General features: G+C 61.1%; 19 protein-coding genes. 9 read left to right on the top strand and 10 right to left on the bottom strand.

What is annotated here, in order from left to right; translation table 11 throughout:
• Both ACIQUH_RS18740 and moaA read right to left on the bottom strand, forming a co-directional pair.
• Window positions 1–969 carry a DMT family transporter gene (locus tag ACIQUH_RS18740; protein WP_400817716.1) on the bottom strand — a complete coding sequence of 323 codons (969 nt, stop codon included), beginning with the start codon at window positions 967–969 and terminating at the stop codon, window positions 1–3.
• 171 nt (window positions 970–1140) lie between these two features.
• Window positions 1141–2190: a GTP 3',8-cyclase MoaA gene (gene moaA / locus ACIQUH_RS18735; protein ID WP_400817715.1), complete on the bottom strand. Its 1050-nt coding sequence runs from the start codon at window positions 2188–2190 to the stop codon at window positions 1141–1143.
• Window positions 2191–2322: 132 nt separating this feature from the next.
• On the opposite strand from moaA, the gene ACIQUH_RS18730 reads away from it, so the two are divergent.
• The 3 genes from ACIQUH_RS18730 to ACIQUH_RS18720 all read left to right on the top strand — a co-directional run bounded on the left by ACIQUH_RS18730 (window position 2323) and on the right by ACIQUH_RS18720 (window position 5444).
• Window positions 2323–2691, top strand: coding sequence for a gamma-butyrobetaine hydroxylase-like domain-containing protein (locus ACIQUH_RS18730; RefSeq protein ID WP_174056866.1), 369 nt, complete (start codon window positions 2323–2325; stop codon window positions 2689–2691).
• 278 nt (window positions 2692–2969) lie between these two features.
• Window positions 2970–4781, top strand: a complete 1812-nt coding sequence (locus ACIQUH_RS18725; protein WP_400817714.1) for a monovalent cation:proton antiporter-2 (CPA2) family protein — start codon at window positions 2970–2972, stop codon at window positions 4779–4781.
• 54 nt (window positions 4782–4835) lie between these two features.
• Window positions 4836–5444, top strand: coding sequence for a pyridoxamine 5'-phosphate oxidase family protein (locus ACIQUH_RS18720; protein ID WP_400817713.1), 609 nt, complete (start codon window positions 4836–4838; stop codon window positions 5442–5444).
• A 180-nt stretch (window positions 5445–5624) separates the two neighbouring features.
• Here ACIQUH_RS18720 and ACIQUH_RS18715 read toward each other — a convergent pair whose 3' ends face one another.
• From ACIQUH_RS18715 to ACIQUH_RS18680, 8 genes are all read right to left on the bottom strand, one after another.
• Entirely contained in the window at window positions 5625–6695 is a 1071-nt protein-coding gene (locus ACIQUH_RS18715) for a GGDEF domain-containing protein (RefSeq protein ID WP_400817712.1), read from the bottom strand.
• Window positions 6696–7201: 506 nt separating this feature from the next.
• Window positions 7202–8419 (bottom strand): gephyrin-like molybdotransferase Glp, encoded by a 1218-nt coding sequence (gene glp / locus ACIQUH_RS18710; protein ID WP_400817711.1) that lies wholly within the window; start codon window positions 8417–8419, stop codon window positions 7202–7204.
• Window positions 8420–8926 (bottom strand): cyclic pyranopterin monophosphate synthase MoaC, encoded by a 507-nt coding sequence (moaC, locus tag ACIQUH_RS18705; RefSeq protein ID WP_400817710.1) that lies wholly within the window; start codon window positions 8924–8926, stop codon window positions 8420–8422. It lies immediately after the preceding gene.
• Between the two features lie 7 nt (window positions 8927–8933).
• On the bottom strand, window positions 8934–9749 hold the full coding sequence (gene trpC / locus ACIQUH_RS18700) for an indole-3-glycerol phosphate synthase TrpC (protein ID WP_400817709.1): 816 nt from the start codon (window positions 9747–9749) through the stop codon (window positions 8934–8936).
• Window positions 9750–9759: 10 nt separating this feature from the next.
• On the bottom strand, window positions 9760–10788 hold the full coding sequence (gene trpD, locus ACIQUH_RS18695; RefSeq protein WP_400817708.1) for an anthranilate phosphoribosyltransferase: 1029 nt from the start codon (window positions 10786–10788) through the stop codon (window positions 9760–9762).
• Window positions 10789–10804: 16 nt separating this feature from the next.
• Window positions 10805–12697, bottom strand: coding sequence for a peptidyl-prolyl cis-trans isomerase (locus tag ACIQUH_RS18690; protein WP_400817707.1), 1893 nt, complete (start codon window positions 12695–12697; stop codon window positions 10805–10807).
• A gap of 407 nt (window positions 12698–13104) precedes the next feature.
• Complete coding sequence (locus ACIQUH_RS18685) at window positions 13105–13239, bottom strand: hypothetical protein (RefSeq protein WP_256387174.1); 135 nt, start codon at window positions 13237–13239, stop codon at window positions 13105–13107.
• Between the two features lie 41 nt (window positions 13240–13280).
• Window positions 13281–13460 (bottom strand): hypothetical protein, encoded by a 180-nt coding sequence (locus tag ACIQUH_RS18680; RefSeq protein WP_400817706.1) that lies wholly within the window; start codon window positions 13458–13460, stop codon window positions 13281–13283.
• Window positions 13461–13896: 436 nt separating this feature from the next.
• Here ACIQUH_RS18680 and coaD point away from each other — a divergent pair, with 436 nt between their 5' ends.
• The 6 genes from coaD to ACIQUH_RS18650 all read left to right on the top strand — a co-directional run bounded on the left by coaD (window position 13897) and on the right by ACIQUH_RS18650 (window position 19407).
• A complete protein-coding gene (coaD, locus tag ACIQUH_RS18675) occupies window positions 13897–14391 on the top strand; it encodes a pantetheine-phosphate adenylyltransferase (RefSeq protein WP_400817705.1) in 495 nt (164 codons plus the stop codon).
• A 28-nt stretch (window positions 14392–14419) separates the two neighbouring features.
• A complete protein-coding gene (locus ACIQUH_RS18670; protein ID WP_400817704.1) occupies window positions 14420–14989 on the top strand; it encodes a peptidylprolyl isomerase in 570 nt (189 codons plus the stop codon).
• Window positions 14990–15025: 36 nt separating this feature from the next.
• Window positions 15026–15535 (top strand): peptidylprolyl isomerase, encoded by a 510-nt coding sequence (locus ACIQUH_RS18665; protein WP_400817703.1) that lies wholly within the window; start codon window positions 15026–15028, stop codon window positions 15533–15535.
• A gap of 312 nt (window positions 15536–15847) precedes the next feature.
• Entirely contained in the window at window positions 15848–16930 is a 1083-nt protein-coding gene (gene queA / locus ACIQUH_RS18660) for a tRNA preQ1(34) S-adenosylmethionine ribosyltransferase-isomerase QueA (protein WP_400817702.1), read from the top strand.
• Window positions 16930–18060: a tRNA guanosine(34) transglycosylase Tgt gene (tgt, locus tag ACIQUH_RS18655; RefSeq protein ID WP_112967682.1), complete on the top strand. Its 1131-nt coding sequence runs from the start codon at window positions 16930–16932 to the stop codon at window positions 18058–18060. Before queA ends, tgt begins: the two co-directional genes overlap by 1 nt.
• Before the next feature lie 189 nt (window positions 18061–18249).
• Window positions 18250–19407 (top strand): aminodeoxychorismate synthase component I, encoded by a 1158-nt coding sequence (locus ACIQUH_RS18650; protein WP_400817701.1) that lies wholly within the window; start codon window positions 18250–18252, stop codon window positions 19405–19407.
• Window positions 19408–19468: the final 61 nt, after the last annotated feature.

The raw sequence follows: 19468 nt of genomic DNA, 5'->3' as shown, positions 1-19468 counted from the left end.
TCATTCTCCCGCCTCTTCCGTAACGGCAGTTTTCGTTACGGAAGCCGGCCGCACCGTGGTCGCCGCGGTGGGTGTGGCGGCGGCGCGCTTGGCCATCTGCGAGCGCTTGCGAAGGCTTTCGCGATAGAAGGTATAAAGGCCCGAACCGATGACGATCATGGCGCCGATGATGGTGTAATTGTCGATCTTTTCGTTGAAGAAAAACACGCCGATCATGAAACCCCAGAGCAGGCCGGTATAACGGAACGGCGCGACGAAGGAGATTTCGCCTGTTCTCATCGACAGGATGATCGCTTGATAACCGACCAGCACCAGAATGGCCGAAGCGGCCAGATGCGACACGATCATGAAGTTCATCGGTTGCCAGCCGCCAAAGGGCACGATCAACAGGCCGCCCACCGCCATGTTGACGAAGGCGGTGATGACGGTGATGGCGAGCGAGGGGACATCGGCATACATTTTCCGGGTCAGCAGATCGCGCGCGGCGGTGACGGCAAGCGATGCGACGACCAGAAGCGCACCCGGCGTGAAGCCTTCAGGGCCCGGCCTGATGATGACCAGCACGCCGATGAAACCGACGATGATCGCCACCCAGCGCCGCCAGCCCACCGGTTCACGCAAAAACAGCGCCGCACCCAGCGTCACCACCAGGGGCAGGGACTGCAATATGGCCGAGGCATTGGAAAATTCGATGAGGCCGAGCGCCGTCAGATAGAGTACTGCGGCAGTCACCTCGCAGAGACAGCGCAGGATGATGATGGGGCGCAGCAGGGTTTTGAGCGGCCGGAGCGCGCCGAAATGGCGGGCGGCGATGTAGATCAGCACCACCGTCATGATGCCGCGAACGAACATGATCTGGCCGGTGTTGATGTAAGGGGTGACGGATTTCGTCAGGGCGTCATTGGCCGTGAAGCTTGCCATGGCGAGCGCCATGAACAGGGCGCCGCGCGTATTGTCCGTCAATGCCATTCCCAAATATCCCAGACCATGCGCGGCTCTCCCCACCGCCCTTTCGGGGCGATCTGGGCCGCCTTTCCGGCGTGACCACGCATTCCTCCATGTAAAGAGACGTGGCACGGCACAGCCGGCATTTCAACCGTTTATATGGGTGGGTGGACGAGAAACAGTTTCAGCGGTCGCTCAGCCGCCGGTCACGCTCATATGACGGGAGACGGCGGGGCGGTTGTGGGTGCGGTCGATGATGAAATCATGCCCCTTCGGCTTGCGCAGAAGGGCTTCATCGATGGCGCTGGAAAGATAGGCGTCGCTGTCGGAGGCGCGCAGCGCCGTGCGCAGATCGGCGGCGTCATCCTGGCCGAGGCACATATAAAGCGTGCCGGTGCAGGTGAGGCGGACGCGGTTGCAGCTTTCGCAGAAATTATGGGTCATCGGCGTGATGAAGCCCAGCCGGCCGCCGGTTTCCTTCACCGTCACGTAACGGGCGGGGCCGCCGGTCTGGTAATCGCTGTCGATGAGCGTGAAGCTCTGTTCGAGATCGGCGCGCAGTTTCGAAAGCGGCAGGTAGCGGTCGGTGCGGTCTTCCTCGATCTCGCCCATCGGCATGGTTTCGATGACCGTCAGGTCCATGCCGCGACCGTGGGCAAAACGCATGAGATCGGGAATTTCCGCGTCGTTGAAGTCCTTCAGCGCCACGGCGTTGAGCTTGATCTTGATGCCGGCGGCCTGCGCGGCGTCCAGACCTTCCATGACACGGTCGATATCGCCCCAGCGGGTGATATGGCGGAATTTATCGCGGTCGAGCGTATCGAGCGAAACATTGATGCGGCGCACGCCGCAATCGGCGAGTTCCGCGGCGAATTTCGCAAGCTGGGAACCGTTGGTGGTCAGCGTCAGTTCGGTGAGTGCGCCCGTGCGTACATGCCGGCCGAGGTTCCGTACCAGCGACATGATGTTCTTGCGCACCAGCGGCTCGCCGCCGGTCAGCCTCAGCTTGCGCACGCCGCGCGTTATGAAGACGGAACAGAGCCGGTCGAGTTCTTCGAGCGTCAGAAGGTCCTTCTTCGGCAGGAAGGTCATGTGTTCGGACATGCAATAGGTACAGCGGAAATCGCAGCGGTCGGTGACGGAAACGCGCAGATAGGTGATGGCGCGGCCGAAAGGGTCCACCATCGGTGTGCTGTTTTCCGTCAGGGTTTTCGCCTTTTCAAGCGAGCCGGGGAAACCGTTCACGTCTCCATCCTCATTGCGCCTTGCGCCGGGCACACACGCCGAATGTGTGCTCTATCAGGTGATGTAGTGGCTTGCCTATCGTGAGGCAAGTCCGTAATTTTGACGCATATGACGAGCTTGCGGAAGTGAAAAATGAGTGATGCCTGGCCAACCGAGCTGCTTGTGTCGAAAGACCGGCGCGAATTGACCGTTTCCTTCGATGATGGAAGCGTTTACCGCCTTCAGGCCGAGATGCTGCGCGTGCTTTCGCCCTCGGCCGAGGTGCAGGGCCATGGGCCGGGACAAAAGGTCACGGTGCCCGGCAAGCGCGATGTTACCATCCGTTCCATGGTCGCCACCGGCAATTACGCGGTGCGCATCGTTTTCGACGATGGCCACGATAGCGGTATCTTCACCTGGAAATATCTGAAGGAACTGGGCGAGACCGGCGATGCGCTGTTTGCGGATTATGAGCGGCAGCTCGCCGAAAAGGGCTTGAGCAGGGAACCGCGATACCGGTAGAGAAAACACCGAGGGAGGCGCCCTCGTGAGAATGACGGCAAAGGGGTTGAAGAACTGGTGCGTTTGGCAACGTTGTTGCATCCGCGCTTCGTCACCCCGGACTTGATCCGGGGTCCAGCGCGATCAAGTCCTTGATCGCGGGAGAGTCCTTTCACGGCGCAGACGCGCCGTGGCTGGATGCCGGATCAAGTCCGGCATGACGGAGGAAATGTTCTTGCGCGTTGCCGATAATCAGACGAGGGCAAAGCTCCTGTCTCACTATTTAAACGGGGTGGCGTGTGGCTGTAGAAGCGAACGGAAATGATCTGGCCCAGGTGGTCGTGCTTTTGGCGGCGGGCGTTGTCGCCGCGCCCATCTTCAAGCGCATCGGCCTCGGCTCGGTGCTCGGCTATCTGGCCGCCGGCCTTGTCATCGGGCCTTACGGGCTCGGTTTTTTCTCCGATTCGCAGGCCATTCTGCATATAGCGGAACTCGGCGTGGTGATGTTCCTGTTCATCATCGGCCTTGAAATGCAGCCGTCGCGGCTATGGTCGATGCGGCAGGATATTTTCGGGCTGGGTGCGCTGCAGGTGCTGGTCTGCATGGCGGGCCTGACATTGATCGGGGTCGGCCTCGGCTTTCCCGTCATCATGTCCTTCGTCGCCGGCACCGGCTTCGTGCTGACCTCGACGGCGATCGTCATGCAGATGCTGCAGGAGCGCAACAGCATGTCGAGCCTGAAAGGCCAGCGCATCATCGCCATCCTGCTGTTCGAGGATCTGGCCATCGTGCCGCTGCTGGCGCTTGTCGCTTTCCTCGGTTCGGGCGGCGAACACGTTACGGCGTCGGAGCGCTGGGCTTCCGTCGGCATTGCGCTTGCCGCCGTCGGTGCGCTCATCCTTGCCGGGCGTTATCTTCTCAACCCGTTCTTTCGCCTGCTCGCGGCTTCCGGCGCGCGGGAGGTGATGACGGCCGCAGCGCTGCTGGTGGTGCTGGGTTCGGCGCTGCTGATGCAGGTCAGCGGCCTTTCCATGGCCATGGGGGCGTTTCTCGCCGGCGTGCTTTTGTCGGAATCCTCCTTCCGCCATCAGCTGGAAGCGGATATCGAGCCGTTTCGCGGCATTCTGCTCGGCCTGTTTTTCCTTGGTGTCGGCATGGCGATCGATCTTGCCGTCATCGCCTCCAACTGGCAGCTCGTGGTCATCAGCGTCGCGGGTTACATGCTGCTCAAGGCCTTCCTGATCTATGGCGTGGCCCGGGCGCTCGGCACCACCCGGCGTGAAAGCCTGGAACGGGCGGTGCTGATGGCGCAGGGCGGCGAATTCGCCTTCGTGCTCTATTCGGCCGCCGTCAGCGCCGGTATTCTCGACCGGGAGGCGAACGCAATCCTGACGGCGACCATCATCATCTCCATGGTGCTGACTCCGCTGATGGTGATCCTGCATGACCGGCTGGTGCCGGCGGCGATTCCCAATACCGACGATCTCGATGTGCCCGAAAATGTCGAGGGCAGCATTCTGCTGATCGGCTTCGGCCGTTTCGGCCAGATCGTCAGCCAGCCGCTTCTGGCGCGGGGCTACACGCTGTCGCTGATCGACAAGGATGCCGACTTCGTGCGCGATGCGGCGGAATTCGGTTTCAAGGTCTATTATGGCGATGGCTCGCGGGCGGAAATCCTGCATGCCGCCGGTGCCAGCACGGCGCGGGCGGTGCTGATCTGCGTTGACGACAAGGAAGCGGCCGTCAGGATCGCGGAGATCGTCAAGCACGAATTCCCGCTGGTGCCCGTCCTTGCCCGCGCTTACGACCGTGGCCATGCCATCGATCTGCTCAAGGCGGGCGTCGATTACCAGATCCGCGAGACGCTGGAATCGGCGCTGAATTTCAGCGAGGAAGTGTTGGGCGCCATGGGTGAGGAGCGGGAAGACGCCGCCCGTCTGGTGGAGGAATTCCGCGACCGCGACGAGGAACGTTTCGCCATGGAAGTCGTCGGCGGCATCTATGCCGGCCGTTCGCTGATCCGCGGCAACGCCCAGCCGGCCGATCTCGTTGCCGCGCGCACCGCGCGTGAGCGGGCAGAGCGGGAAAAGGCCGAAGCGGCAGAGGAGTAGGACGCCCCGGTCCGTCGATGGCGGCAGAGGGAATTCGTAGGGACAGGAGCGGACATGACGATCATTCGCACGGTTGAGGAATTGAAGGCCATCTATGACGGCACGAGCGAGGCATCGATCGCCAAGGTGACGGCCACGCTGACGGCCGAATACCGGCTGATGATCGAGACTTCGCCCTTTCTGGCGCTGGCGACGGTCGGGCCGGAAGGCATGGACTGTTCGCCGCGCGGCGACAAGGGCGGCGTTGTCCGCGTGGCGGATGACAGGACGGTGCTTCTGCCGGACTGGCGCGGCAATAACCGCGTGGATTCGCTTCTGAACATCGTGCGCGATCCGCGCGTGGCGCTGATGTTCCTGATCCCCGGCTCGAATACGACGATGCGCATCAATGGCCGCGCCGTGGTCTCCGTCGATCCCGGTCTGCTGCAAAGCTTCGAGATGGATGGCAAACATCCGCGCACGGTCACCGTGGTGACGATCGACGAAGTTTATTTCCAGTGCGCCCGGGCGCTGATGCGCTCGGAACTGTGGAACCCCGATAATTTCGTCGACCCTGCGTCGCTTCCGACACCCGGCCTTCTGCTCAAGGCGGCGAAGGCGGAGTTCGATCAGGAGACCTACGACCGCGAATGGGCGGCGCGGGCGGCGAAGACCATGTGGTGAGGCTTCCCCCTTCCGCCCTCATTCCTGTGCTTGTCACAGGAATCCAGCCGACGCGCGTCTGCGCGGCGGGAGAATCCTTTCAGCCCAAGGACTTGGGCTGGCTGGATTCCTGTGACAAGCACAGGAATGAGGGTGGGGAGAGCGCCGTGTTTTTAATGCCCCAAATTGGCGCAATTTGCTTCACGTCCGATAAATCAACCAGTTCTTGCCGGTATAGTTCTTCTGCATGCCGTCCTCGTAATAGACGGTGCGGTTCCGGCCGGTTTCCTTGGCATGGTAGAGCGCGGTATCGGCATGGCCGTAAAGCTCGCTCGGGTTGGTGGCCTGGGCGGCGGAGGCGAAGCCGATGGAGATCGTCACCGTGCCGTAATCGGCGCCCGACCTCGAATTGCGGAAGGGCGTGCTTTCCAGCGACAGGCGGATGCGTTCGCACATCACCATCACCTCTTCCGGCGTATTGCCATCCAGAATGATGGCGAATTCCTCGCCGCCGCTTCTGGCGACGAAACCATCCTTGCGGACATTGGCGCGAATGACCGAGGCGACGGTGGCGAGAATCTTGTCGCCGACCGGATGGCCGAAAGTGTCGTTGATCCGCTTGAAGTGATCGATATCGAGCAGGACGAGCGCGGTATATTGCAGGCCGATGGAGCTGTCATAAACGGATGCGAGCCGGTCGTCGAAGGCACGCCGGTTGGACAGGCGCGTCAGCGAGTCGGTATTGGCGATGCGCTTGTACTCATCCAGCTCCAGGCGCACCTGATGCATTTCCTCGGCATGGCGGTTGACATCGTTGAAGGTCTTTTCGCCGTCGATGATTTTCGAGCCGGTGGCCTCGGCCAGCAGCGAAATCGCATTTCTCAGAATATTGCTGCTGGCGGCGTTCTTGTCATCGATGCGCTGGCGGGTCTCGCCGAGAATCCTGTTGTAGTTCTCGATGGAGGATTGTTCGCGCCTCAGCGTGCCCAGAAGGCCCTCCAGTTCGCGCCGCAGCTTCTCATGCGCGTCGTCGATCGACCGGGCGGGATTGCCTTCCCCGTAACGCGAGGAGAGTTCGTCCAGATCCTCCTGCGTGACCCGGCTTCCGAGCGCGGCCAGATCCTTGGTCAGGGCTGGGTTCGAACCGATATAGGCTTCGTAAAACAGGCTGTAGTTACGCGGGATCGGCGAAACACCCATGCTCCGCATGGCATAGGCAATCTGCCCGGCAATGTCGGGCCCCGTGGTTTTGGGCGTGGATGCCGTGTTCATCAAGAAACTCCAGTGAGTCTGCTTATCGACTATGATTATTATTATGAAGCTCGTTTTGGAAAGCTTAATTTATGGGAAACTAATTTTTGTTGCCGGAAACTTCATTTTCGCTGCTTTTTATTTTATTTAATTGATAAATATAAGTAATTTTCATTTTGAAGAATTCCGGAACTTTTTCACTCTACTGTTTGCCTTGGTGACAGCATCGCATTTATTCTGTCAATCCCAATAAAGGGATTCGTGTGATTTATTTTGGCACAACATTATGGAGAAATATTCCCCGGGCCGAAGGGGGTGACGATTTTTGAGTTTGTGCAGATCCCGCCTATAGGCGGCTTTTTTTGGTCATTCGTGTCAGGATACAGAAATGTTACAGTCTTATCTGCGGTTCCCATGCGAGACGGGATGCGGCAGTGCCGTTTGCGACGGCGCGGCAACCATTCGGTAAGGTTTGGGAAGAGCCCGGTTATGCTGCCGGTCACGATTGCGGCCGTATCGTCTGCGTGTCAGGATTTCAGCCTGATGACCGGGCATTCCGTTCCGGCCGCCGCTGCCGGCGCATTTGGCGGGCGCACGATCAGGCCATCGGAATGGGCCAATATCTTCATCATCGATGAATCCTGCTTGGCATGGGCTTCCGCCACCAGCAGGCCGTTTTCGTCCGTGCTGAAACGGGCGCGCAGATAATCCTGCCGGTGATCATTTGCTTTCAGCGGCGTGGCCGTGCGGGCCGTCGCCGTGCGTTGCAGGGGGCCGCGGCGGGCGATGCTGCGGATCAGCGGTTCGAGGAACAGCAGGCCGCAGACGAGGCTGGCAACCGGGTTTCCGGGCAGGCCCAGAACCTGCATGGCACCGATGGCGCCGACCATCAGCGGTTTTCCAGGACGCATGGCGATGCGCCAGAAATCGAGCTGCATGCCCTCTGCCTTCAACGCGGCCTGCACGAGGTCGTGGTCGCCGACGGAGGCGCCGCCGAGCGTCACCAGCACGTCGACCTTCGCCGTCACGGCCTTGCCGATGGCGGCGCGGATCAGCCCGTCGTCATCGGCGATGATGCCGAGATCGAGAACATCGGCACCCGCCTGGCGGGCGAGGGCTGCGACGCCGAAGGTGTTGGAAGCGATGATCTGGGCCGGCTGCGGTGCGCTTCCCGGCGGCAGCAACTCATCGCCGGTGGCGAGAATGGCGATGCGCGGCCTGCGATAGACGGTGAGCGCGGCATGGTTCATCGCCGCCGCCAGCGTCAGATCGGTGAAACCGAGTTCCCGCCCGGCCTTGAGAGCCGTTTCGCCTTCGGTAAAATCCTGTCCGCGCGGGCGGATATGTCGCCCGGCGGTGACGTCGAAGGCGGTGCGGATTTTTCCGCCCTCCAGCACTTCGGCATCTTCCTGGATGAGAATCGTATCCGCGCCCTGCGGCACGGGCGCGCCGGTGAAGATGCGCACGGCCTGTCCTTCACCCACCGTGCCGGAAAAGGCATGGCCGGCGGCGGCCTGGCCGATGACGGTGAGGACCGAGCCGATCTCCGTCGCATCGGCGCTGCGCAGCGCATAGCCGTCCATGGCCGAGGCATCGAAGGGGGGCTGGGTGAGACGTGCGATGAGGTCGGCCGAAAGAACCCGGCCATCACATTCGGCAAGCGGTAGGGTCTCGCTTTCCGTCACAGGAACCGCCGCTTCCAGAAGGCGCCTTATGGCTTCATCCACGGGCAGCAGCGGTTTCATTCAAGTCTCCTGTCGCCCGATGTTGCCGGCTTTGAAATCGCCGGATTTGCCGCCGCTCTTTTCAAGAAGGCGGATATTGACGATTTCCATCGCCTTGTCGGCGGCTTTCGCCATGTCATAGATCGTCAGGCAGGTGATGGATACGGCGGTCAGCGCTTCCATCTCCACGCCGGTCTTGCCGGACAGTTTCACCATGGCCTCGACCCGCAGGCCGGGCAGGGCGGCGTCTTCGGTAATGTCCACCGCCACCTTGGTCAGCATCAGCGGGTGGCACAGCGGGATGAGGTTTGCCGTCTGCTTGGCGGCCATGATGCCGGCCAGACGGGCGGTGCCGATAACATCGCCCTTCTTGGCATTGCCTTCGCGGATGAGCGCCAGCGTTTCCGGCTTCATCTTCACGAAGCCTTCGGCGACGGCCACGCGGACGGTCTCGGCCTTGTCGCCGACATCGACCATATGCGCCTCGCCGCCGGCATCGATATGGGTGAGCTTTCCCGCCTCGCTCATCGGAGCCTTATTCCGCGGCCAGAATGCCGGACTGGCCGGTCAGCAGCGCTTTGGTCGCCGCCGTCACATCGTCCTTGCGCATCAGGCTCTCGCCGACGAGGAAGGTGCTGATGCCGCTTTTTTCGAGACGCTGGCAATCCGCGAAGGTGAAGATGCCGCTTTCGCCGACCAGCAGTTTTTCGGCCGGCACAAGGCCCGCCAGTTTCTCGCTGGTTTCGAGGCCGACCTCGAAGGTGCGCAGGTTGCGGTTGTTGATGCCGAGAAGCGGCGAGGCGAGCTTCAGCGCCCGTTCGGTTTCTTCCGCATCATGCACTTCCACCAGGACATCCATGCCGAGCGCGAAAGCCTCGTCTTCGAGGCGTTTTGCCTCGTCGTCGGAAAGCGACGCCATGATGAGGAGAATGCAGTCCGCGCCCCAGGCACGGGCCTCATGCACCTGATAGGTCTCGAACATGAAATCCTTGCGCAGCGCCGGAAGCGTGCAGGCATTGCGGGCGGCGGTCAGAAATTCCGGAGCGCCCTGAAAGCTCGGGCTATCCGTCAGCACCGAAAGACAGGCGGCGCCACCGGCTTCATAGGCGGCGGCCAGCGCCGGCGGATCGAAATCGGGACGGATCAGGCCCTTGGAGGGGCTGGCCTTCTTGATTTCGGCAATCAGTCCGAACTTGCCTTCGGCCTGCTTTGCCCGAAGCGCCCGGTAGAAACCGCGCGGCGCGCTCTGGTCGGCTGCCATGGCCTTCAGATCGGCCAGCGAAACCTTCGCCTTGGCGGCGGCGATTTCCTCGCGCTTGTAAATCTCGATCTTTTTCAGAATGTCGCTCATGATCTCGCCCTCATTCCTGACCCAAGGTAGCCTCGTTGGACACGGCGACCAGACGGTCGAGTGCCGCTGCGGCCTTGCCGCTGTCCAGCGCCTCGCTGACGATCGCCATCGCCTGAGCCAGCGTTTCCGCCTTGCCGGCAATGACTAGCGCTGCAGCCGCGTTGCACAGCGACACGTCACGATAGGCATTGCGCTTGCCGGAAAGGACCTCGCGCAGCGCCGCCGCATTGGCAATGCCGTCTCCGCCCTTCAGATCGTCCATGGAAGCGGGTTCGACGCCGAAATCCTTCGGCGTCAGGTCGAAGGTGCGGATCTTGCCGCCTTCCAGTGCCGCCACATGGGTGACGCCCGTGGTCGTCACCTCGTCCATGCCGTCGCCATGCACGACCCAGATGCTTTCCGAGCCCAGATCGCGCAACACTTCCGCAAGCGGCACCAGCCAGCGCGGCGAAAAGACGCCGAGCAGTTGTCGCTTGGCGCCGGCCGGGTTGGAGAGGGGGCCGAGCAGGTTGAAGATGGTGCGCGTGCCGAGTTCGACGCGGCTGGGGCCGACATGGCGCATGGCCGAATGGTGAAGCTGCGCGAACATGAAACCGAGGCCCGCCTCGCTGATACAGCGGGCGATGAGATCAGGACCGATATCGAGCTTCACGCCAAGTGCGGAGAGCGCATCCGCCGTGCCGGATTTGGAGCTCAGCGCCCGGTTGCCGTGCTTGGCGACCGGCAGGCCGGTGCCGGCGACGATGATCGAGGCGAGCGTCGAGATATTATAGGTGCCGATGCCATCACCGCCGGTGCCGACGATATCGATGGCATTGGCGGGAGCCGAAACCGGCAGCATGCGGGACCGCATGGAGGAGACGGCGCCGACGATTTCGTCCACCGTCTCGCCGCGCACGCGCAGCGCCATCAGGAAACCGCCGATCTGCGACGGCGTGGCTTCGCCGGACATCAGAATGTCGAAAGCCGCCCGCGATTCCTCGCGGTTCAGGCTTTCTCCATTTGCGACCTTGGCGATCAGCGGCTTCAGTTCGGCCATCTTGTCGCCCCCCGGGTTAGAAGCCGACCATCGCCTGATCGGCGAGGGCCTGGTTGATGGTGACACCATAGTCATTCTGCAGGCGGTTGACCATCTGGTCCAGCATGTCGTCGCCGGCCGCGCGGGCAATGGCGGCGAATTGCTGGTCGTCATTGGCGAGCGCATCGGCAGGCGCATTGGTATCGACCGAGGTGACCTTGAAGAGGATGCGGCTGGAACCGTCAGCATCAGCCGCCGTGCCCACCTTGCCCTCCGCGCCGGAGAAGACCGCTGCGATCGTCTGCTGGCCGAAAATAGCGTCTTCGCTGGTGCGGCGCAGGCCGGATTTCTGTTCGACGGCGAGGCTCAGTTCGCCGGCCACGGCTTCCAGCGTGTCGCCCTTTTCGACGCGCGCCTTCAGTTCCTCGGCCTTGGCGGCAAGCGCGTTGCGCTGCTGCTCCGCCGTCCAGTCGGCCACGACATCGTCACGGACTTCGGCAAGCGTGCGGTCGCGGGCAGCGATGATCTGCTCGACATCGAACCAGATGTAACCTTCACGGCCGAGATTGATCGGCAGGGCTTCGGTGCCGGGCTCGGTCTTGAAGACTTCCTGAGCCAGCTGCGGCGAGGGCAGGCCCTCAACCTTATCGCCCTTTTCATCGAGGCTGGCGGCATCGATGGCGGCGATGGTGACGGGTTTCAGGTTCAGCTGCTGTGCCGCATCGGCGAGCGAAGAGCCGCCGGCGCGCAGATCCTCGTAGCGGTCATGCACATTGGTGATTTCTTCCGCGGCGGCGGCCGTGGCGAGATCCCTGCGGATATCTTCCTTGGCCTCATCCAGCGTTCGGGTGGTTTCCGGCTTGATGCCGGTGACGCGCAGAAGGACCGGACCGAAGGAACCTTCGACCACCGGTGAAACGCCGCCATCCTTCTGGATGGCAAAGGCGGCATCGGCAATCGACTGGTCGGGGATCGTGTCCCTGGTGAATTCACCGAGCGTCACGTCGGCGGCCGTCTTGCCCTGGTCCTTCACCACCTGGTCATAGGTGGTGTTGCCGAGCCTGATCTGCTCGGCGGCGGCGGCGGCCATTTCCTTGTCCGTAAACGTCAGCTGCTCTACCGTGCGGCGGCCGGCGGTGCGGAAGCTGTCCTTGTGGCTGTTATAATAGTCGGCAATCTGGGCGTCGGTCACGGCGGCCTGATCGGCAATGTCTGTTGGTTCCAGCTTCACATAGGTGAACTTGCGGAACTCGGGCGCGCGATATTTCGACTTGTTGGTTTCGAACCAGGGGGCAAGCACGTCGTCGCCGGGGGCCTTGACCGGCGGAATGACGGCGTTCGAAAGAATGACGTAATCGACGGCGCGCTGTTCGTTGCGATATTGTTTCAGCGCATCCACCAGCACCTGCGGTGCGGCAAAACCATCGGAAACGGCTTCGACGATCTGGCTTCGGACGGCGACCTTGCTGCGTTCCTTGATGTAATCGTCTTCGCGGAAGCCGGAATTGCGCAGGCGCTCGCTGAAAAGATTGCGGTCGAACTGACCATTGACCGACTTGAAGGCCGGGTCCTCGGCGATCAGGTTGGCAAGGCGGTCTTCGGAAAGGCCGAGATTCATCTTCGACGCCAGCTCATCGAGTGCTGCACCTGCCGCAAGCTGGCTGAAGACCTGACGGTCGATGCCGAAGGCCTTGGCCTGTTCGGTTGTCAGCCTTGTGCCGAACTGGCGGCTGAGATCGGAAATCTGGCGCTGATAGGCGAGGCGGAATTCCTCCGGGCTGACCGTCTGGTCGCCCACTGTCATGACGGCGTGGGAATTGGCGGTGACAAGCGATGCGGAGACGCCCCAGACGCCGAACGAAACAACAAGCAGGAGAAGCAGCAGCTTGGCTGCCATGGTTCGAGAAGCATTTCTCAGGGAATCGAGCATCGTTATGCAAACCTCACAGGAACGTCATCGCGGTCGCCGGCTGTCCGGCCCGCAACGTATCGGCGTTCCTTAAATCAATCCAAACGGAAATTGAAGGGAATTTGCCTTGGAAAAACGGGGTTTTGAAAACGGTTGTGTGATTGGGGGCGTCGAAACGAAGGTGCTGGATGTATATCGGCTGCCTCTACGCCCTCATTCCTGTGCTTGTCACAGGAATCCAGCCAGCCCAAGTCCTTGGGCTGAAAGGACTCTCTCCGCCGCGCCGACGCGCGTCGGCTGGATTCCTGTGACAAGCACAGGAATGAGGGGTGGGTATCCCTGAGGAATTGGCAAAACAAAACCGCCCGGACAGTCCAGGCGGCTGAAAAGAATCATTCTTGTAACGGCCTGAAGCCGGTCTGCCGCGCTCAGAACGCGCGGTCGCGCCGGATCATCGCCTTGAATTCCTCGTCTTCCCGTCGCATCTCGGCGACGACGGAGATCATTGACGTCACGAACATTACGCTGATCAGGGCCAGAAGCATCGTCAGAAATGTGAACATGATATCGTCTCCGGGTGTTTCGAGGAAATTGTCCCCGTTACTCAGTAATAATTCATATACTGGTAGCGGGCGGTGAGCTGCGGATAGTCCGGTCCCTGCGTTTCAGACTTCTGCTCATAAAGGCTAAACGTCGTTGCTACCATTGCGATAACCAGTACTGTCCAGGCGGTGCTGATGACGCTGATTTTCGCCGAAGTAGACTGTTTTTCTCTTACAAACATCTGTCCGTTCCTTTGGTTCTTTCTTAACGCGCCATGTCTCGACATGTTCCGCGTTAACCGTAAAAATCGATTAGCATCGCGCCGGTGAAACTTCCTTGAATGGCTCGTTCATCTGGCGTTCAGGAAACTGGCTGAGGTCGTCATTCGAGAAAAATATACTCGGCTGCGAATGATGCGATGATCGAAAGGACGATCATGAAGGCCAGCATTTTCAATTCTCCGGATGCTTAACGAGTGAGGGGCGTTTCGGTTTCCCGATGTCGTGCATTTAAACAAAATAGCTGTGAAACCGCACTGAACGGCCCATTCATCGCGGGTTCACGCCGCAGCCGGGCTTGTGAGGGGTGGTTATAAAGTCTTGCGCCGCGTGCCTCTCCATGACAAAAGGCGGCACATATGCTGAAGCGTCGAGACGCGCCCACCACCTGAGAGCGATATGACGATTGCCTTTTATCCAGGATCCTTCGATCCGATGACCAACGGACATCTGGATGTGCTTATCCAGGCGCTGAACGTGGCGTCGAAAGTCATCGTCGCCGTCGGCATTCATCCCGGAAAAGCGCCGCTGTTCAGTTTTGAGGAGCGGGCGGCGCTGATAAAGCAGGCGCTTGCCGAACAGCTGCCCACCGAGGCGGCACGCATGGAGGTCGTTTCCTTCGACAATCTGGTGGTGGATGCCGCCCGCCAGCACGGCGCGCGCCTTCTGCTGCGCGGCCTGCGCGATGGCACCGATCTCGACTATGAAATGCAGATGGCGGGCATGAACCGCCAGATGGCGCCTGATATTCAGACCGTGTTCCTGCCCGCCGGCACCTCGTCGCGACCCATTACAGCCACATTGGTCCGGCAGATCGCCGCCATGGGCGGCAATGTCGAAGCTTTCGTGCCGAAAGCCGTGCTTGAAGCCCTTAACGCCAAGCTGAAGCGCTGACTTCAGCCTCACATTTGGAGCCAATCCGATGAAACTCGTTCGATTTGCCTTTGCCGGCGTTCTGTTTGCCGGCGCGCTTGCCGCCAGCACCATTGCTTCCGCCGCCGAACTGCTGACCATCCAGCTGAAGGACGGCCCCGTTGTCATCGAGCTCGCACCCGATGTCGCGCCCAAGCACGTGGCGCAGATCGAGGCGCTGGCCAAGAAGGGTGCTTATGACAATGTCGCCTTCCACCGCGTCATCGACGGTTTCATGGCGCAGACCGGCGACGTGCAGTATGGCAACATGGAAAAGAGCTTCAACGCCCAGCGCGCCGGCACCGGCGGTTCCGACCTGCCGGATATTCCGGCTGAGTTCTCCAAGACGCCGTTCACGCGCGGTGTGGTCGGCATGGCCCGCTCGCAGGATCCGAATTCCGCCAACTCGCAGTTCTTCATCATGTTTGCCGACGGTCCGTTCCTGAACGGCCAGTACACCGTGGTCGGCAAGGTCGTGTCCGGCATGGAAGCCGTCGACAAGATCAAGCGCGGGCAGGGCAGCAACGGCGAAGTTTCCAACCCCGACCGGATGATCAAGGTCACCGTCGGCAAGAAGTAAGGTAGGGCAATAGAGCCCGAACAGAGGAGAATAGTCATGGCCGAGATCAAGGATCCGGAAAACACCATCATCATGGAAACGACGACCGGCAAGGTCGTGATCCAGCTGCTTCCGGAAGTTGCGCCTAGCCACGTTGCCCGCATCAAGGAACTGGTATCGGAAGGCGCTTATGACGGCGTTGTTTTCCACCGCGTCATCGAAGACTTCATGGCCCAGACCGGCGACGTGAAGTTCGGCAAGAAGGGTTCGGAAAGCTTCAACCCGGCCCGCGCCGGCATGGGCGGCTCCGAGAAGGAAGACCTGAAGGCAGAATTCTCCGCCATTCCGCATGTACGCGGCACCTGCTCCATGGCCCGTTCGCAGAACCCGAACTCCGCCAATTCGCAGTTCTTCATCTGCTTCACGGATTCCCCGTGGCTGAACAAGCAGTACACCGTCTGGGGCCAGGTCATCGAAGGCATGGAAGCCATCGACAAGGTCAAGCGCGGCGAGCCGGTGAAGGACCCCGATTCGATCGTTTCGATGAAGCTTGCTTCGGCGGCTTGATTGTCGGAAATTGCAGTTCGACCCGTCTCGCAGCCTATGCGAGGCGGGTTTTTATGTTTATTGACGGTGGGTGATGCGGGGACGGTGCGGCATGTTTGGTGCCTATCGCCCGTCGCGTCGTTCTCTTCTTTCCTCATTCCTGTGCTTGTCACAGGAATCCAGCCAGCCCAAGTCCTTGGGCTGAAAGGGCACTTCCCGTCGCGCAGACGCGCGTCGGCTGGATTCCTGTGACAAGCACAGGAATGAGGGAGGTGGATGCCTCGGGATGCAAAACATCGTGCCGTGTCATTGGATTTCTGGAAGACCCTTGCAATGCGTGTAGACCTGTTCGATTTCGACCTGCCCGAGGAAAATATCGCCCTTCGCCCGGCGAACCCGCGCGACAGCGCGCGCCTTTTGGTCGTCGATCCGAATCAGGACCGCATGGAAGACCATCACGTCTTTAACCTGCCGTCCTTCCTGAGACCCGGCGATGCGCTCGTTTTCAACGATACCCGCGTCATTCCCGCCCAGCTGGAAGGCGTGCGCCTGCGCGAGGGCGCGCCGGAGACGGCGGTTTCCGCCACGCTGCACATGCGCGCCGACCAGTCCCGCTGGAAGGCCTTCGCCCGCCCCGGCAAGCGCATCAAGGAAGGCGACCGTATCCGTTTCGGTTATGAGCGCGACAATGCCTGCGGCCTTGCCCATCTGGAAGCCACCGTCGAGGAAAAGGGCGAGGATGGCGAGATCACGCTGCTGTTCGACGTTTCCGGTCCGGTGCTGGACGAGGCGATTGCCTCGGTCGGCCATATTCCGCTGCCGCCTTACATTGCCGCCAAGCGGCCGGAAGATGCGCAGGACCAGACGGACTACCAGACCATCTATGCCCGCGAAAAAGGTGCGGTTGCCGCCCCCACCGCCGGGCTGCATTTCACCCCCGATCTGTTTGCGGCGCTCGACAAGGCCGGCATCGAGCGGCATTTCGTGACGCTTCACGTTGGGGCAGGTACCTTTCTTCCGGTGAAGTCCGACGATACGGACGATCACAAGATGCATTTCGAGATCGGCCACGTCTCGCAGGAAACGGCCGACAAGCTGAATGCGGTGAAGGCGCGCGGCGGGCGCATCGTCTCAGTCGGCACCACCTCGCTGCGGCTGATCGAAAGTGCGGCCACCGAAGATGGCACTATCCATCCATGGTCCGATGCGACCGGCATCTTCATCACGCCCGGTTATCGTTTCCGCGCGGTCGATATGCTCATGACCAATTTCCACCTGCCGAAATCGACGCTGTTCATGCTGGTTTCGGCTTTCTGCGGTCTCGAAACGATGCGTGACGCTTATAAGCACGCCATCGAAACCGGATACCGCTTCTATTCCTATGGCGATTCCAGCCTGTTGTTCCGGAAAAACTGATGCACGAGAAATTCACCTTCACCCTGAAAGCCACGAGCGGCGGCGCGCGTCTCGGCGAAGTCGCCATGCCGCGCGGCGTTATCCGCACGCCCGCCTTCATGCCCGTCGGCACGGTCGGCACCGTCAAGGCCATGTATCTGGATCAGGTGCGGGAACTGGGCGCCGATATCATTCTCGGCAATACCTATCACCTGATGCTGCGGCCGGGCCCGGAGCGTGTTGCGCGCCTTGGCGGCCTGCATGAACTCATCCGCTGGCCGCATCCGATCCTCACCGACAGCGGCGGTTTTCAGGTCATGTCGCTCTCCGGGCTGCGCAAGCTCGACGAGAAGGGCGTGACCTTCAAGAGCCATGTGGATGGATCGCTGCACCACATGTCGCCGGAACGTTCGATCGAAATCCAGGGCATGCTCGATTCCGATATCCAGATGCAGCTCGATGAATGCATCGCGCTGCCGGCCGAGCGCAAGGAAATCGAGCGCGCCATGGAAATGTCGCTGCGCTGGGCCGAACGCTGCCGCGTCGCCTTTGGCGAACAGCCCGGCAAGGCCATGTTCGGCATCGTGCAGGGCGGCGACCAGCCGGATCTGCGCATTCGTTCCGCCGAAGGGCTGAAGCAGCTCGATCTCAAGGGTTATGCGGTTGGCGGCCTCGCCGTCGGGGAGCCGCAGGATGTGATGCTCGGCATGCTCGATATCACCCTGCCGGTGCTGCCAACCGAAAAGCCGCGTTACCTGATGGGCGTCGGCACGCCTGACGATATCCTGAAATCGGTGGCGCGGGGTATCGACATGTTCGACTGCGTGATGCCGACCCGTTCCGGCCGTCACGGTCTGGCCTTTACCCGCCGCGGCAAGGTCAATATCCGCAATGCCCGCCATGCCGAGGATATGCGGCCGCTCGACGAGCAGTCCAACTGCCCGGCCTCGCGCGATTATTCCCGCGCCTATCTGCATCATCTCACCCGCGCCAACGAGGCGCTGGGCGGCATGCTGCTCTCCTGGCACAATCTTGCCTATTATCAGGAGCTGATGCAGGGTATCCGCAAGTCGATCGAGGAAGGCCGTTTCGCCGATTTTTATGCGGAAACCATCGAAATGTGGGCGCGGGGCGATATAGACCCGGTTTAGGTTCAGAGCATCCTCCACACTCGACGTCATCCTCGGGCTTGTCCCGAGGATCTACCAATGTAGCAGAAATCAACGAGCGGCAGATCCTCGGGGCATCCTCGGACTTGATCCGGGGACCGAGGATGACGGAGGAGAGGTTTCTATCCGCCGTTTTGAACACCCCGAACTTACCCTCTACGGACGCTTTCCTTGGCACATGCGCCTTACGTTCTTTTCCGGGATGACACGACCGGCACGGTGACAGCCTTCACCGAGCCGGAAGAGATCATCGTCGCGGATGAGCCGAAGGCGTTTTTTGCCGCGCTCAAGCGCATGGAAAAGTTGCGCCGCGCCGGGAAATATCTCGCCGGCTATATGTCCTACGAGGCGGGTTTCCTGTTCGAGCCGAAGCTTGCGCCTTTCGCGCGCGAGGCCCGCAACGTGCCGTTTCTCAATTTCGGCGTCTTTTCCGCCCCGCAGCCGGATGAGGGACGCTTCGCACGCCCGGCAGATCTGCCGGATGCGGATGCGTTGCTCGCCGATCCGGTGCCCGCATGGGCATTTGCGGACTATCGCCAGCGCTTCGAGCGACTGCACGGGCATCTGCGCCGGGGCGACTGTTATCAGGGCAATCTGACCATGCCCGTTCATGCCCGCTGGAGCGGCGATCCGCTGACGGCCTTCTGGTCGCTGATCGAAAGGCAGCCGGTCAAATATGGCGCGCTGGTTAATCTCGGCGGGCCGGTCATCCTGTCGCGTTCGCCGGAACTGTTTTTTTCGGTCGATGGGAACGGCTTTATCGAAACCCACCCGATGAAGGGAACGACGCCGCGCGGGGCGGACGCGGAAGAGGACCGGGCGATCATCGCAGCAATGCTGACGGATGAAAAGACGCTCGCCGAAAACCGCATGATCGTCGATCTGCTGCGCAACGATATTTCCCGCATCACCGAGGTCGGCAGCCTCGATGTGCCGCGGCTGTTCGATATCGAGACCTATCCCACCGTGCATCAGATGGTCAGCCATATCAGGGCGAAACTTCTGCCTGACGCGACGGTGGAAGACATCTTTACGGCACTGTTTCCCTGCGGCTCGGTTACCGGCGCGCCGAAAATGTGGGCGATGAAAATCCTGCGCGAGCTGGAAGCGACGCCGCGCGACGCCTATTGCGGTGCGATCGGCTTCATGTCTCCAAGTGGTGAAATGCGCTTCTCGGTGGCGATCCGTACTCTCAGCCTGTTTGATGACGGCCGTGCGGTCTTTAATGTCGGCGGCGGTATCGTGTTCGATTCCGTGGCGGAAGCGGAATATGACGAGTGTCTGCTGAAATCGAAATTCGCGGTGGGGGACAGGTTGCTGCGGGGGTGATTGGGAAGGCGCGGGATTCTTAGGGGCGTCGTATCCTTCACGATTGCTCGGCGATGACACT

This window comes from Agrobacterium sp. NPDC090283 (assembly GCF_044769685.1).
Classification (GTDB): Bacteria; Pseudomonadota; Alphaproteobacteria; order Rhizobiales; family Rhizobiaceae; genus Agrobacterium.
This window is presented reverse-complemented; position numbering and strand designations above follow the sequence as displayed.